Source organism: Stenotrophomonas sp. YJH_SMC_94-11, assembly GCF_059370435.1.
In genome coordinates, this window is record NZ_JCAFTR010000003.1 from 179478 (window position 1) to 193851 (window position 14374).

Genomic DNA, 14374 nt, shown 5'->3' on the forward strand with positions numbered 1-14374 from the left:
CAGCAAACGAAACGCGCCGGTGATTCCACCGGCGCGTTTTTGTTTGCGCAGTCCCTTGACGGTAGAGTCGACTGTCAGTCGACTGTTTTTGGGTCACATCGGGGAAACGCCCGCGCTGCGCGCGCGAGTCGACTGACAGTCGACGCTACCGTCCGGCTGGGCCACCCGCGCAAATTCAGCCCGATCGCGCTACTGTTGGCGGGTGCAAACAATGGAAGAAACGGCGCGTGTTGTCGCAAGTCCCTGCATCGGAGTGTGCACGCTGGATCCGCACCGGCAATGCGCCGGCTGCGGGCGGCATATCGATGAGATCGCGCGGTGGTCGTCGATGAGCAACGAGGAACGCAGCCGCATCCTGCATCGCGTGCAGCCCCTGCGGCAACAACTGCAGCAGTCCCTGCGCGGTTCGCTGGCCGACCACGAACGACTGATGCGCGCGCTGCACCCCTTGGCCCAACCACCTGCGGGCGACGGCTGGAACCGCAGCGAGCTGGTCGACCTGCTGCCGCCCGGGCCTCCAGTGGAGGCTGCGGTGCTGGCCGGCATCGTGCCGCGCGCCAACGGCGCACAGGTGATCCTCACCCGTCGCACCGAAACACTGCGCACCCATGGTGGCCAGGTCGGATTCCCCGGTGGCCGCACCGAACCCGATGACCGCGACGCGCTGGCGGCCGCGCTGCGCGAGAGCCAGGAAGAAATCGCATTGGCGCCCGGCCAGGTGCAGGCGCTGGGGTATCTCGATCCCTTCGTCACCATCACCGGCTACCGCGTCACGCCGGTGGTGGCGGTGGTCGATCCGGAGTTCGTGCCAGTGCCGCAGCCGAGTGAAGTGGCCGAGGTATTCGAGGTGCCACTGGATTATCTGATGGCGCCTGACAGCCTGCGCCAGGTCGAAATCAACCATCGCGGCCGGGTACGCCACGTGCTTGAGTATGGCTGGCCGGGCCAGCGCATCTGGGGGGCGACCGCCGCCATTCTCTACAACCTGCGTCGCCGCCTGGAGCAAGTGCAATGAAGCTGATCGATCCGCCGTGGACCACCCTGGTCGATGTCGCCACCCTGGCTGCCGCGTTGGGCGAAGGCATCCGCGTGGTCGACGCACGCGCCACTGCCAGCACTGCGGTGCGGGTGGTCGATGCGCGCTCCTCGCTGGCCGACCCGCAGGCGGGAAGCAGCCAGTATCTGGCAGGTCATATCCCGGGTGCGGTGTATGCCGATCTGAATCGTGACCTGTCTGATCTGTCGCGCGTCGGCCATGGTCGCCATCCACTGCCGGACAGCGATGCCTTGGCTGCGAAGCTGGGGCAGTGGGGCATCGGCCCCGACACCCAGGTGGTGGTCTACGATGGCAGCGACGGCAGCATGGCCGCCTCGCGCCTGTGGTGGCTGCTGCGCCTGATCGGTCACAGCAGGGTGGCCGTACTCGACGGCGGCCTCGCCGCCTGGCAGGCCGCCGGTCACACGTTGGAAAGCGGCCAGGCTGAAGTGACAGCGCTGCCTGCCTACCCGGGCCGCTTCGACACCACCCAGATCGCCAACGCCGATGAAATCACCGCGCGGCTGAAGCATGCGCCGGGCTGGCTGGTCGACGCGCGGGCGGGTGAGCGTTTCCGTGGTGAAGTGGAGCCGCTGGACCCGGTGGCCGGGCATGTGCCGGGCGCGGTCAACCGCCCGTTCGCATTGAACGTACTCGACGGCCGCCTGCGCGACGCACAGGAGCTGCGCGCCGAACTGCAGGGCGTGATCGGCAACCGCGATCCGCAGCAGGTGGTGCTGATGTGCGGTTCCGGCGTGACCGCCTGCCATCTGCTGCTGGCGATGGAAAGCGCGGGCCTGAGCGGCGCGCGCATCTACGCCGATTCCTGGAGCGGCTGGGTGAGCGACAGCAGCCGCCCGGTGGCGACCGGCGCCTGAGCCGGGCGGGGTCGGATCCGTTTTCCAACGGAGAACGGCTCTGACCCCATCAACCGAAAATCGGGGTCAGAGCCCGTTGCGTAGCAACGGGAGCCGACCCCGTGTCGATTCGAAGGATCGCGGAGAACTGTCGAAGGCGGGGTGGGTCCGGTTGCGGGGGTGTCCGCGGCATGGATGCCGCGGACAAGCCGCCATGGGTGAGGGCGCTTTGCTTGCGAAGCACTGCTTCGCAAGCGCCCGAACGCACAGCCGCCAGCGGCTGGGCCGGCCTGGGGCTTTACGGCGTCCCCCGCAATCGGATCCACCCCGCCATCCCCCGGAATGCCAGCTCTTGACGTTGACGTTGCCTCTGCGGGTGCAGGGCGCAGCCCTGCCGCTTACCCAACCGGCTGCAGTGGCACCTTGGCCAGGATCCGCGCCCACGGGAACAGCGGCCCCGGATCGCGCTTGCGCGCCACCGTCAGCGCCGCATCGTCGCTGGCCGGCACCTGCTCCAGGTCCAGCTGGTCATGCCCGGCAATCCGCCGCAGCGACGGATAGTGCGCCACCAGCGCTTGCAGCAGGCCTTCCAGCGCCTGCAGCTGTGCCTCGGTGTAGGGCTCGTCCATCGCCTGGTGGCGGCTGTCGAACCAGTCCGGATAGCGCCCGCGGTTGACCAGCTCGATGCCCAGCGTATGCGCGTTCATGCCGCGCACGTGATGGGCCACGCGTTCCGGCGCCACGTACTGCACCACGCTGCCATCGCGGTCGATGTAGAAGTGCCCGCTGTTGCCGGCGCCGCTGTCGTACAGCACGCGCTCGCCGTACTCGCGGGCCATCGCCAGATCGGGCAGCTCGGTGCAGTGGATCACCACCATTTCCAGCGAGGCGGGATCCCGCAGCGGCAGTCGGTCGTGATAGGGCAGGGGCTGCAGCTGCAGGCCGGGCAGGAGCGGGTTGGGCATCCGGCGATGCTAGCATTGCGGCATGAACCTGCCTTCCCTTTCCTCGTCGGCCCGCGCCTACGGAGCACGCGCATGAGCCGCGGCCACTGCATCCTCTCCCATGGCTTCGAGAGCGGCCCGGAGGCGACCAAGGTCACCGCGCTGGCCGAGGTGGCGCAACGCCTGGGCTGGACCCACGAGCGCCCCGACTACACCGACCTGGACGCGATGAGCGAGGTCAGCCGGGTGGGCGACGTGCCGACCCGCCTGCGCCGTCTGGTTGAACGCGCCGCCATCGCTGCCCGTCAGGGGCCGGTGGTGCTGGCCGGCTCCAGCCTGGGCGCCTACATCTCCGCCATCGCCTCGCTGCAGGTGCCGGTAGCCGGCCTGTTCCTGATGGTGCCGCCGACCACCATGGGCCCGATGCCGGCGCTGGACGCCGCTGCGGTGCCGACCACGGTGGTGCAGGCCTGGCATGACGATGTGGTACCGGCTGCCGGCGTGATTGCCTGGGCGCAGGCGCGTTCGGCGCAGTTGCTGCTGGTTGACGATGGCCACCGCCTGGAGCGCCACGTGGAGGCCTCCGCGCAGGCCTTCGAGCGCCTGCTGCGGCAACTGTGAAGCCAGGGCGCACGGCGCGCCCGCCCGCATTGACTACAATGGCAGCCCCGCCGCCCCCGGCGCGGGCCTGCCGGCCGTGTCTACGGCCCTCCTTTCCGACCGGCCCGGCCCCTGTGCCGCGCCCGACCACCTGCGAACCGATCCCGTGAAATTCTTCGTCTCCTGCGCCAAGGGCCTGGAATACCTGCTTGCCGATGAACTGTCGGCCCTGGGCCTTGGCAAGGCCACCGCCACCATTGCCGGCGTCAACGCCGACGGCGAACTGGCGCAGGCGCTGCGGATCGTGATGTGGTCGCGCCTGGCCAGCCGGGTGCTGTGGCCGATCGACGAGTTCGACTGCCCGGACGAGCAGGCCCTGTATGACGGCGTGCGTGCACTGCCGTGGCACGAGCACATCTCGCCGGAGATGACCCTGGCGGTGGATGCGCACGTGTCCGGCGACAAGATCACCCATGCACGCTTTGCCGCGCAGCGGATCAAGGATGCGATCGTCGACCGCATGCGCGACGAAGGCCTGGAGCGGCCCTCGGTCAATACCGATCTGCCCGACGTGCGCGTCAACCTCTCGCTGCGCAAGGGCCGCGCCTCGCTGTCGATCGACCTCGGCGGCGGCCCGCTGCATCGCCGTGGCTGGCGCGGTGCCGCCCACGAGGCGCCGCTGAAGGAAAACCTGGCCGCCGCGCTGCTGCTGCGCGCGCAATGGCCGCGCCTGCATGCCGCCGGCGGTGGCCTGCTGGACCCGATGTGTGGCAGCGGCACGCTGCTGATCGAAGGCGCGCTGATGGCCGCCGACGTTGCCCCAGGCCTGATGCGGCATGGCAGCCTGCCGCCGAGCCGTTGGCTGGGCTTCGACAAGGCGGCCTGGAAGTCCATCCAGAGCGAAGCACGTGAGCGCGAAGCGGCCGGTCTGGCCGCGCTGAAGTCGGTCATCCACGGCAGCGACATCGACCCGACTGCGATCCAGGCGGCCCGCGAGAATGCCGAGGTCGCCGGCGTCGCCCACGCGATCCGTTTCACCCGCGCCGATGTCGCCGACCTGGCCGCGCCGGAACAGGAGATCGGTGCGGTGGTCTGCAACCCACCGTACGACGAGCGCCTGGCCGCCGATCCGGCGTTGTACCGTGCACTGGGCAATGCCTTGCAGAAGGCGGTGCCGCAGTGGCGCGCCAGCCTGCTGTGTGGCAATGACGAACTGGCCTTTGCCACCGGCCTGCGTGCCAGCAAGAAGTACCAGATGTTCAACGGTGCGCTGGAATGCGCGCTGATCGTCTGCGATCCGATCGCTGTGCCGGGCCGTGATCCGGCACAGCCCCGCGAGCTGAGCGAAGGCGCGCAGATGGTGGCCAACCGCCTGCGCAAGAACCTGAAGAAGTTCAAGAGCTGGCGTGCCCGCGAGGACATCACCTGCTTCCGCGCCTACGACGCCGACCTGCCGGAGTACGCGGCGGCCATCGACGTCTACGAGGAAGAGGGGGGCAGGCGGCGTACCTTCCTGCATGTGCAGGAATACGCGGCACCGGCGGCGATTCCCGAGAACGACGTGCGCCGCCGCCGCAATGAGCTGCTGGCTGCCGCGCGCGAAGTGTTCGGCGTGCCACCGGAACAGGTGTCGATGAAATCGCGCGAGCGCGGCAAGGGCGGCAGCAAGTACGGCCGCTTCGAGCAGCGCGACGAGTTCATCGTGGTGCGAGAGAACAACGCGCTGCTGCAGGTGAACCTGTTCGATTACCTGGATACCGGCCTGTTCCTCGACCATCGCCCGCTGCGCCGGATGATGGCCGAGCAGGTGCGTGGCAAGCGTTTCCTCAACCTGTTCTGCTACACCGGCGTGGCCAGCGTGCAGGCCGCCGTGGCCGGTGCCGCCAGCACCACCAGCGTCGACCTGTCGGCCACCTATCTGCAGTGGTGCTACGACAACCTGGCGCTGAACGGGCAGGGGGGCAACCAGCATCTGCTGGTCCAGGCCGATGCAATGGCCTGGCTGGAAGGCGACCGCGGCCAGTACGACGTGATCTTCTGTGACCCGCCGACCTTCTCCAATTCCGCCCGCGCCGATGATTTCGACGTGCAGCGCGAACAGCTGAAGCTGCTGCGGGCGGCGGTGGCGCGGCTGGCACCGGGTGGCGTGCTGTACTTCTCCAACAACTTCCGCCGCTTCAAGCTGGAAGAGAACGCCATCGCCGAATTCGCCCAGTGCCGCGAGATCACCGCACGCACGATTGGTCCGGATTTCGAGCGCAACGCGCGCATCCACCGCGCGTGGGAACTGAAGCGGTTGGGGTAAGCCCGGTAGTGCCGGCCGCTGGCCGGCAACTGCGTCAGAACCGTGGAAGGTCCGCGGGATGCCGGCCAGCGGCCGGCACTACCCCATCTGGCCCGTAGATCCACGCCATGCGTGGATCGGCCTAAAGCACCAACAATCGCCCCGGCGCATGGGCCAGGGGCCAATGACCCTGTTCGTACAGCGCAAGCACAGGCTCCCAGTGTGCCGGCAGGCCGAGATGCGTTTCCAGCAGGCGTTGCCGGAAGGCGAACATCGCCCCATCGCGCGCCACCAGGTGCAGGTCATGCGCACCGCAGCGCAGTGCCGGCAGATCCAGTGCCGAAAGCGCGCGCATCAACGTGCGGTTGAGTTCGCGTCGGGCGTCGGCCAGTTCGGCGGGATGGGTCAGGGCGCCGTGAAACGGATCCGAATCGCCCAGTGTTGTGGGCATCCATTCGAAACCATCGGTATCGACGGTCCGCAGTGCTTCGGCCAGCGATCGAACGGCGACGACGCCGGCCGTTGTGGGCAGTGTTTCACCCAACCGGGAAAAGAAGCCGATTCCAGACATCCGCCGCAGCACGCTATCCATACCGGCATTGTAGTTCGACGCCATGCGTGGACGCCGCCGTCCACGTCCTGCGGCTACAGCAATTCCAGCACCAACCCCAGCACCGGCAGCGCGATCGCCAGAGGCGCAATCCACGTTGGACGATACGGATACAACCCGAACGACAGCGCCACGCCGGCCAGGGTCATCGCGCCCAGCCACAGCACCGGGCCCATCGCCCAGCCGTGGTCGGCCACGCACAGTGCGAACGCCGCCGCCAGCAGCGCCCAGCCCAGCACCCGCCACTGCACCCGCCGTGCGGGTGCGGCCGCGGCCTTGCCATGCAAGTCGTGCTGGTGCTTTTCCATCGACAGCGACAGCGCGGTGAACGCAGAGAACGACAGCGCCAGTGCCAGCAGCATCATGCGCTGACCTCCGCTTTGGCCGCTTCTGCAGTGTTCACCGATGCCTTCGGCGCAGCCGCAGCGGCCGCACGCTTCTTCTTCTCGGCCGCACTCAGCGGTGGCGTCCAGCGCTGCATGCGCCAGCCGCACAGCGCCAGCATTGCGCCGAATGCGATCATCGAAAGATCGACGCCGGCCAGTACCCAGTCGCCGTTGCGCAGCGTGACCCCGAGGTGGGCATGGGTGGTCACTGCATTGACCACCGGCACCAGTGCGAACGCGGCCGCACCCAGGTACAGCTGCCACGCCCACATCATCCGCTTCGGCCAGATGAAGGCGGCCAGCAGCGCGGCGCCCCAGGCGCAGAAGAACACGTTGGCCTCGGCACTGGAGCGCTCGGCGATCTGCAGCGGCAGCAGGCGGTTGCCCCAGAAGTACGCCGCGAAGGCGATCGGCAGGCCGGCCACGGTGCCGATGTTCAGCGCATCGACCAGGCGCAGGCCGAATCCGGTACGCCCGTTCTTGGCATGCTTGGGACGCTCCTTCACCGCCCACAGCACCACGCCGCTGGCGACCATCAGGCAGCCGACCAGGCCGGACAGGAAGAACAGTGCGCGCAGGCCCCAGTCGGCGAAGCGCGCCAGGTGCAGGCCATACAGCACGCCACGGGTGGCGGTGGCACCGCCGGACGGTGGCGTCTCTTCCAGCAGCGCACCGCTGACCATGTCGTAGCGCAGCGCCGGGGTGTCGGTGGACAAACGCCTGCCGTCACGTTGGCGGATGTCGATCACCGCATTGGCAGCGCCCGGGTTGGACACGGTGAAGCCGGCCACTTCCACGCCGTGCCAGTGCGCACGCGCGCTGTCCAGCAACTGTGCGATCGGCAGCGGCGTGGCGCGGCCCTGCGCCGGCGCGGTCACCTCTGGCATGCCGCCGAAGGCTTCGCTGAAGAACTTGTCCTCGTCCTGCGGGTAGGCGACTTTCACCCCCCACGGCAGGTACATGATCATCAGAGTGACGATGCCGGTGTAGGTGATCATCGCGTGGTACGGCAGGGCCATCACCGCGCTGACGTTATGGAAATCCAGCCAGGACCGCAGGCCCTTGTCCTTGCGGAAGGTGAAGAAGTCCTTGAAGATTTTCTTGTGGGTGATGACGCCGGTGATGATCGCCACCAGCATGAACATCGCGCAGAACCCGACCAGGTAGCGCGCCCAGTACACCGGGATGTAGTGCAGGTCGAAGTGCAGGCGGTAGAAGAAGTCGCCGCCACGGGTCTCGCGCGCCTTCAGTGCCTGGCCGGTGTTCGGGTCGAGCGTGGCGTCGCCGAAGCCACCGCGACGGCCACGACTGGGGTCGGCCAGTTCCGGTGGCAGCCGCCAGAACAGCTGCATGGCCGGGTTGCGCGGCTGCGGCAGGGTGACGAACCAGTTCTCGGCGTGACTCGCATTGGCCTGCAGGTAGGCCACCGCGCGCTGCGCGGCCACGTCGATGCTGACGTTGCTGGATGGCAGCTCCGGGCGCATCCAGCGACTGATTTCCTCGCGATAGTAGCTGGCCGTGCCGGCCATGAAGATCAGCAGCAGCAACCAGCCGACCAGCAGGCCGGTCCAGGTATGCAGCCAGGCCATCGACTGGCGGAATCCGTTCTTCATGCCCAGGCACCCAACAGGCGTGCGACCGCCGCCATCAGCAGGGCGGGGGCGAGGATGCCGACCCAGGCCCGCAGTGCGCTGCGGGTGGCAAAGGCCCACAGCGCCGCGCAGGCAGCCACCACAATGGCCAGCAGCATGCCGGTCAGCACGGTCTGGCCGCGCGCGCCGGGCAACGCCACCGCGCAGAACACGCTGGTCATCGAGGCCAGCGCATAGCCGCCGAAAATCGCGGCCAAAGCGCGTGACAGCACGCCCCAGCGCGGGTTGGAGAACAAGGTGCGGGGGCTGGCGGGTGTGGGCGAGCGGTCCACGGCGTTCCTGAAGGTAGGAGAAGGGATGGAACGCGTCCGCGGCCCCCTTGCGCCCTGCGCATGTCGCCCAGCGTGTCCCATCGACGAAGCACTGCCCGCGCAGACGGGCAGCCCAGAAGTCGGGGCAGTACACGGGCGATGGGCACGTTTTTCGTGCCCGTTTGGCTAAGCGTACAACCGATCAGTAAATGATATGTATTCGCATTTCATGAATCAAGCGTGCTGATCGTGGGCGTTGGCCGGGGCTAGAACCTGAACACCACGGTTGCCGCATGCAGCAGCAGGCCGATCAACCCGCCCACCAGGGTGCCGTTGAAGCGGATGAACTGCAGGTCGCGACCCACACTCAGTTCCAGTTGCTCGACCAGGTGCCGCTCGTCCCAGCCCTTCACGGTCTGCGCGATATGCGTGGTCACGCCCTCGCGCAGGCGGCCGGTCAGGCGCTGCGCACCTTCCAGCAGGTGCTGGTTGAGGGCCTCGCGCAGGGCCGGGTCGGCCTGCAGGCTGCTGCCCAGCGACGCCAGGCTGCGCCGCAGGTGTCCGACCAGCGCCGAGTCTTCGCGTTGCAGGTCGGCGCGCAGGCTGGCATGGATACGCGCCCACAGCCCCTGCACGTAGTCCTGCAGGGCGGGGTGGTCGATCATGTCCTGCTTGAGCTGTTCGATGCGCTCAGCCAGCGCCGGGTCTTCGCGCAGGCGCTGCACGTAGTTCTGCAGCCAGGTCTCGTAGTCCTGGCGCAGCGGATGCTGCGGCTCGGCCAGCACCTGTTGCAGCTCTTCCAGTACCGCCCGCGCCAGGCGTTCGGCCAGGCTGTCGCCGATCTCGTCGATTGGCTTGACCCAGTTCACCGTGCTCGACAGCGTCGGCCATTCGCGCTGGATGTAGCGCACGATCAGCTGCGAGGCGCGCTCCTTCACCTCCGGCTGCTCCAGCCAGCGCCCCAGCCGCTGCAGGCCCTCGTCCAGCACGCGCTGGTGGCGTCCATCGGCGGTCAGCAGGGCCAGCAGTTCACCGGCGGTGGCAGCAGCGTTCCACTGCCGCAGCTGCTGCACCACGAAGGCATGCAGTTGCCGCCGCACCGCGGTTTCGTCGAAGAAATCCAGTGCCTGCAGCGCCCAGCCGCGGGCCATGTCGGCCAGCATCCGCGAGCGTGCCGGGTCGGCCAGCCAGCTACCGAGACGACTGGCCGGATCGAACACCTGCAGCTTGGCCAGCAGCACACCCGGTTCCAGGAACTGGTCGCGCACGAACAGCGCCAGGCTGTCGCCGATGCGTTCCTTGCTGCGCGGGATGATCGCGGTGTGCGGAATCGGCAGGCCCATTGGCCGCCGGAACAGCGCAACGACTGCGAACCAGTCGGCCAGCGCGCCGACCGCAGCAGCCTCGCAGAAAGCCGAAACCCAGGCCCAGATGCCGCGTTCGCCGTGCCAATGGCTGACCGCGAATCCGGCCAGCATCAACAGCAGCAGGCCCAGTGCGAGGGCTTTCAGGCGCCGCAGCTGGGCGCGGCGCGGATCGTGGGCAGGCGTCATCGCACGAGTCTAACCGCAGCCCGGTGATGCCTGCCTGTAGAGCCGAGCCCATGCTTGGCTGCCTTGCGCGCGGCACACCGCAGCCGAGCAAGGGCTCGGCTCTACATGAGAGGTTCGCGCGTTTTTAAAGCGCTTCCAGTTGCTTGCGCAGCGCGGCCAGCTGCGCGCGCAGGGTGTCGTTCTCGCGGGTCAACGCGACCACGCGGCGGCGCAGGACCGGGGCATCCTCGCCCAGCTGTTCCAGTGCCAACAGTACCTCGGCGTCGCGGCTGGCGATCTCGTCCTCGCTGGGCTCCTCGAAGTCCATCTCGGCCGCGTCCGGCTTCGGCGCGCGCGGCTTGCGCTTGGATTCGCGCACGCGCTTGGCCGCCTGCTTCAGCTCATCCTTGCCGCCGGCGGCGGCGGCGCGTTGCTCCTCTTCGGGCAGATCGGCCACGGCTGCGGCGGCGCTGATCGAGATCACGCCGGCCTTCACTGCCTCCACCACTTCGGGTGCAGCCTGGGCATGGATGCGCTCGATCATGCCGACCTGGCTGGTACTCAGCTTGGCTTCGCGGGCCAGTTCGGCGCGGCTGAGCTTCGGTGCCGGCTCCCACGGCGGGCTGTCCTCGCCCGCCTCATCGGCAATCTCGGCGGTACCGTCGCTCTCGCGCTGCAGCTGCGCCTGCTCGGCCTGCTTGCGGGCGGCCAGGATGTCGCGCTTGCGCAGCGCCAGCACGCCGCGCTGGAAATCGGACACGCTGCGACGGCCCAGATGCTGCTCGATCATCCACAGGTGAACGTCTTCCATGCTCTGGAAGCGCGTGTTCTGCACGGTGTTGAAGGGCAGGCCATGCTTCTGGCAGATGCCGAAACGGTTGTGACCATCGACCAGCACATTACCCCACAGCACCAGCGCATCGCGGCAGCCTTCGGCCAGGATGCTGCGCTCCAGCGCGTCATGTTCGTCCGCGGTCAGCGGGTCGATGTAGGCCTTGAGTTCTTCTTTGACGACGATATCCATGGGCACGGCAACGAGCAGGAGCGGAACCGCCCATTGTACCCGCTCGCCACCGCCGGCCCGGGCTCAGGCGGTGACCCGGATCATCTCGCCCAGGGTGCCGGTGATCTGGTCGATCTGCGCCTTGTCCACGATCAGCGGCGGCGACAGCGCGATGATGTCACCGGTGCAGCGCACCAGCAGCCGGCCATCGTGGAAGCAGCGCCGGAACACCTCGTAGCCGCGGCTGCCAGGGGCATCGCGGCGCGGTGCCAGCTCGACCGCGCCGACCAGCCCGAAGTTGCGGATGTCGATCACGTTGGGCAGGCCCTGCAGCGCGTGCAGCCGTTCCTGCCAGTACTCGCCCAGTTCGATGGCGCGCTCGAACAGGCGCTCCTCGGCGTAGACGTCCAGTGTTGCCAGCGCTGCGGCGCAGGCCAGCGGGTGACCCGAGTAGGTATAGCCGTGGAACAGCTCGATGGCCTGCGGCGGGGCCTGCATCAGCGTGGCATGCACGGCGTCGCTGGCCAGCACGCCGCCCAGCGGCACCGCGCCGTTGCTGACCGCCTTGGCGAAGGTCAGCAGGTCCGGTGTGACCCCGAAGCGCTGCGCGGCGAAGGGCATGCCGACCCGGCCGAAACCGGTGATGACCTCATCGAACACCAGCAGGATGCCGTGGTGGTCGCACAATTCGCGCAGGCGCTGCAGGTATCCGGGCGCGGGCAGGATCACCCCGGCGGAGCCGGCGATGGGCTCGACGAAGACGGCGGCAATCGTCGAGGCGTCATGCAGCCCGATCAGCCGTTCCAGGTCGTCGGCCAGCTCCGCGCCCTGGCGCGGCAGGCCCTTGCTGAACGCGTTGCGCTGCAGGTCCAGGGTGTGGCGCAGATAGTCCACGCCCCCCAGTTGCAGGCCGAACGCCCTGCGGTTGTTGGGCAGACCGCCCAGCGCCATGCCACCGAAACCGACGCCGTGATAGGCCTTCTCGCGGCTGATGAAGCGCGTGCGCTGGCCCTCGCCACGCTGGCGATGGTAAGCCAGCACGATCTTCATCGCGGTATCCACCGCCTCCGAGCCGGAGCTGGTGAAGAACACATGGTTGAGCGGGGCCGGAGCCAGTGCGGCCAGCCGCTGTGCCAGCGCGAATGCCGGCGGCGAGCCCACCTGGAAAGCGGGTGAGTAGTCGAGCGTGCGTGCCTGCCCGGCGATGGCCTCGACGATGCGCGGTCGCGCGTGGCCGGCGTTGCAGCACCACAGGCCGGCGGTGCCGTCGAGGATCTGTCGGCCATCGATGTCTTCGTAGTGCATGCCTTCGGCGCGGACCAGCATGCGTGGTGCCGCCTTGTACTGGCGGTTGGCGGTGAATGGCATCCAGTAAGCGTCCAGTGACTCGGGGCGCTGTGTGGTCAGGTCGTGCAGGTCGCTTCCGGGACGCTTCATGCCAGCTCCGTCGGGTCCGATGCGACGAATGTAGCGCAGCCACGTCACGGCGGAGTCGCGGTGACCCCGGTATAACCAAGGCTCGTTGAATGCTGGAGTTTCCCATGGCCGATGTTCCCGACCGCAGCCATTGGCAGGCACTGGCCCTCCAGTTGTCGATGCCAGGCCAGGCCTTCATCGATGGCCGCTATGTCGATGCAGCCAGCGGCGCCCGTTTCGACTGCGTCAGCCCGATCGACGGTCGCGTACTGGGGGCGGTCGCCGACTGCGACGCACAGGACGTGGAGCGCGCGGTACTGGCCGCGCGGCGCAGCTTCGAGGCCGGCCACTGGTCGCAGGCCAGCCCGGCCCAGCGAAAGCGCGTACTGTTGGCGCTGGCGGCATTGGTCGAAACGCATGCCGACGAGCTGGCCCTGCTGGAAACCCTGGACATGGGCAAGCCGGTGCGTGATGCGCGCCGCATCGACCTGCCAGGCGCGGTGCGCTGCCTGCGCTGGACCGCCGAGGCCGTGGACAAGCTGTACGGCGAGATCGCGCCGACCGGCCCGCACGAACTGGGACTGGTCACGCGCGAGGCCGCCGGGGTCGTGGCCGCGATCGTTCCGTGGAACTTTCCGCTGCTGATGGCCTGCTGGAAGATCGCGCCTGCATTGGCCATGGGCAACTCGGTGGTGCTCAAGCCGTCCGAGCGCTCGCCCTTGAGTGCGTTGCGGCTGGCGGCGCTGGCCGCCGAAGCGGGCCTGCCAGAGGGCGTGCTGAACGTGCTGCCGGGGCACGGTGCGCGCGTCGGTGAGCCGTTGGCCCTGCACATGGATGTGGACGTGCTCGCCTTCACCGGCTCCACGGCCACGGGCGCGAAGCTGCTGCAGTGTTCAGGGCGATCCAACCTCAAGCGGGTCTGGCTGGAGTGTGGCGGCAAGAGCCCGCATGTGGTGTTTGCCGACGCCCCTGATCTGGACGCCGCCGCGAAGGCGGTGGCACAGGGTATCTTCTTCAACCAGGGCGAGGTCTGTACCGCAGGTTCGCGGCTCCTGGTACAGCGTTCGATCCGCGAGGATTTCGTGCATCAGGTGGTTGCCTATGGCCAGCACATGCACCCCCGCCATCCATTGGACCCCGATGCGCCGATGGGCGCGCTGGTGGATGCCGCGCACCTGGACAAGGTGATGGACGATATCGCGCGCGCCGAAGGCGAGGGTGCCCGGTTGCTGCTGGGTGGGCGGCGCGCCGAAGTGGAAGCCGGCGGCAGCTACGTCCAGCCCACCGTGTTCGACCAGGTGCGCCCGGACCAGGCACTGGCGCGCGAGGAAGTGTTCGGGCCGGTGCTGGCTGTGCTTGGTTTCGAAGACGAGGCCGAAGCGGTGCGCGTGGCCAATGACAGCCGCTACGGCCTGGCCGCCGGCCTGTGGACACGGGACCTGGGGCGAGCCCACCGCGTCGCGCGCCAGCTGCGTGCCGGCAGCATCTGGGTGAACGGCTGGGATGGCGGCGACATGACCGCTCCGTTCGGGGGCTACAAGCAGTCCGGCAACGGGCGCGACAAATCGCTGCATGCGTTCGACAAGTACAGCGAGATCAAGGCCACCTGGATGCAGCTGTAACGACGCGATTGCTGGACGGCTGTTCGCTCTCTGTAGAGTCGAGCGATGCTCGACTGCCGTTCGTTCTTCTGTAGAGCCGAGCCATGCTCGGCTGCATCTCGCGAAGAACCGTCGAGCATGGCTCGACGTTACAGGAGGCGCCTGCCCCCTCGTCGGCATCGGTGTCGGCTGAAACCATCGT

General features: G+C 68.2%; 13 protein-coding genes. 5 read left to right on the forward strand and 8 right to left on the reverse strand.

Annotated elements, in window-relative coordinates; translation table 11 throughout:
- Positions 1 to 211: 211 nt before the first annotated feature.
- Positions 212 to 1015: a CoA pyrophosphatase gene (locus AC5P74_RS07555; protein ID WP_032954058.1), complete on the forward strand. Its 804-nt coding sequence runs from the start codon at positions 212 to 214 to the stop codon at positions 1013 to 1015.
- Positions 1012 to 1914, forward strand: coding sequence for a sulfurtransferase (locus tag AC5P74_RS07560; RefSeq protein WP_346607986.1), 903 nt, complete (start codon positions 1012 to 1014; stop codon positions 1912 to 1914). Before AC5P74_RS07555 ends, AC5P74_RS07560 begins: the two co-directional genes overlap by 4 nt.
- A gap of 377 nt (positions 1915 to 2291) precedes the next feature.
- Here AC5P74_RS07560 and AC5P74_RS07565 read toward each other — a convergent pair whose 3' ends face one another.
- Positions 2292 to 2858 carry an N-acetylmuramoyl-L-alanine amidase gene (locus AC5P74_RS07565; protein WP_053498686.1) on the reverse strand — a complete coding sequence of 189 codons (567 nt, stop codon included), beginning with the start codon at positions 2856 to 2858 and terminating at the stop codon, positions 2292 to 2294.
- A 72-nt stretch (positions 2859 to 2930) separates the two neighbouring features.
- Between AC5P74_RS07565 and AC5P74_RS07570 the strand changes: the two genes are divergently transcribed.
- Both AC5P74_RS07570 and rlmKL read left to right on the forward strand, forming a co-directional pair.
- On the forward strand, positions 2931 to 3458 hold the full coding sequence (locus AC5P74_RS07570) for an alpha/beta hydrolase (RefSeq protein WP_024958728.1): 528 nt from the start codon (positions 2931 to 2933) through the stop codon (positions 3456 to 3458).
- 145 nt (positions 3459 to 3603) lie between these two features.
- Positions 3604 to 5742: a bifunctional 23S rRNA (guanine(2069)-N(7))-methyltransferase RlmK/23S rRNA (guanine(2445)-N(2))-methyltransferase RlmL gene (rlmKL, locus tag AC5P74_RS07575; protein WP_346607615.1), complete on the forward strand. Its 2139-nt coding sequence runs from the start codon at positions 3604 to 3606 to the stop codon at positions 5740 to 5742.
- A gap of 121 nt (positions 5743 to 5863) precedes the next feature.
- On the opposite strand, the gene AC5P74_RS07580 is transcribed toward rlmKL, so the two are convergent.
- The 7 genes from AC5P74_RS07580 to aptA all read right to left on the reverse strand — a co-directional run bounded on the left by AC5P74_RS07580 (position 5864) and on the right by aptA (position 12592).
- Complete coding sequence (locus AC5P74_RS07580) at positions 5864 to 6337, reverse strand: hypothetical protein (RefSeq protein WP_346607614.1); 474 nt, start codon at positions 6335 to 6337, stop codon at positions 5864 to 5866.
- 29 nt (positions 6338 to 6366) lie between these two features.
- Positions 6367 to 6696, reverse strand: coding sequence for a DUF3325 domain-containing protein (locus tag AC5P74_RS07585; RefSeq protein ID WP_188239138.1), 330 nt, complete (start codon positions 6694 to 6696; stop codon positions 6367 to 6369).
- Positions 6693 to 8330 carry a PepSY-associated TM helix domain-containing protein gene (locus AC5P74_RS07590; protein ID WP_346607613.1) on the reverse strand — a complete coding sequence of 546 codons (1638 nt, stop codon included), beginning with the start codon at positions 8328 to 8330 and terminating at the stop codon, positions 6693 to 6695. Before AC5P74_RS07590 ends, AC5P74_RS07585 begins: the two co-directional genes overlap by 4 nt.
- Positions 8327 to 8641, reverse strand: coding sequence for a DUF3649 domain-containing protein (locus tag AC5P74_RS07595; protein WP_053498676.1), 315 nt, complete (start codon positions 8639 to 8641; stop codon positions 8327 to 8329). Before AC5P74_RS07595 ends, AC5P74_RS07590 begins: the two co-directional genes overlap by 4 nt.
- Positions 8642 to 8886: 245 nt before the next feature.
- Complete coding sequence (locus tag AC5P74_RS07600; protein WP_065177404.1) at positions 8887 to 10173, reverse strand: DUF445 domain-containing protein; 1287 nt, start codon at positions 10171 to 10173, stop codon at positions 8887 to 8889.
- A 124-nt stretch (positions 10174 to 10297) separates the two neighbouring features.
- Positions 10298 to 11176 (reverse strand): plasmid replication/partition related protein, encoded by an 879-nt coding sequence (locus AC5P74_RS07605; protein ID WP_495204866.1) that lies wholly within the window; start codon positions 11174 to 11176, stop codon positions 10298 to 10300.
- A 63-nt stretch (positions 11177 to 11239) separates the two neighbouring features.
- The gene (gene aptA, locus AC5P74_RS07610; protein WP_171958398.1) at positions 11240 to 12592 is read right to left on the reverse strand and encodes an omega-aminotransferase AptA; all 1353 of its coding nucleotides are present in this window, start codon (positions 12590 to 12592) and stop codon (positions 11240 to 11242) included.
- Between the two features lie 104 nt (positions 12593 to 12696).
- On the opposite strand from aptA, the gene AC5P74_RS07615 reads away from it, so the two are divergent.
- Entirely contained in the window at positions 12697 to 14193 is a 1497-nt protein-coding gene (locus AC5P74_RS07615; RefSeq protein ID WP_053498668.1) for an aldehyde dehydrogenase, read from the forward strand.
- The last annotated feature ends 181 nt before the right edge of the window (positions 14194 to 14374 follow it).

Excerpts from the sequence above, each read along its gene's own strand:
- AC5P74_RS07590 (WP_346607613.1), bottom strand. The coding sequence starts at position 8,330 with ATGAAGAACGGATTCCGCCAGTCGATGGCCTGGCTGCATACCTGGACC.
- AC5P74_RS07565 (WP_053498686.1), bottom strand. The coding sequence starts at position 2,858 with ATGCCCAACCCGCTCCTGCCCGGCCTGCAGCTGCAGCCCCTGCCCTAT.
- AC5P74_RS07615 (WP_053498668.1), top strand. The coding sequence starts at position 12,697 with ATGGCCGATGTTCCCGACCGCAGCCATTGGCAGGCACTGGCCCTCCAG.
- AC5P74_RS07600 (WP_065177404.1), bottom strand. The coding sequence starts at position 10,173 with ATGACGCCTGCCCACGATCCGCGCCGCGCCCAGCTGCGGCGCCTGAAA.
- AC5P74_RS07560 (WP_346607986.1), top strand. The coding sequence starts at position 1,012 with ATGAAGCTGATCGATCCGCCGTGGACCACCCTGGTCGATGTCGCCACC.
- AC5P74_RS07570 (WP_024958728.1), top strand. The coding sequence starts at position 2,931 with ATGAGCCGCGGCCACTGCATCCTCTCCCATGGCTTCGAGAGCGGCCCG.
- AC5P74_RS07605 (WP_495204866.1), bottom strand. The coding sequence starts at position 11,176 with ATGGATATCGTCGTCAAAGAAGAACTCAAGGCCTACATCGACCCGCTG.
- AC5P74_RS07555 (WP_032954058.1), top strand. The coding sequence starts at position 212 with ATGGAAGAAACGGCGCGTGTTGTCGCAAGTCCCTGCATCGGAGTGTGC.
- aptA (WP_171958398.1), bottom strand. The coding sequence starts at position 12,592 with ATGAAGCGTCCCGGAAGCGACCTGCACGACCTGACCACACAGCGCCCC.
- AC5P74_RS07580 (WP_346607614.1), bottom strand. The coding sequence starts at position 6,337 with ATGGCGTCGAACTACAATGCCGGTATGGATAGCGTGCTGCGGCGGATG.
- AC5P74_RS07585 (WP_188239138.1), bottom strand. The coding sequence starts at position 6,696 with ATGATGCTGCTGGCACTGGCGCTGTCGTTCTCTGCGTTCACCGCGCTG.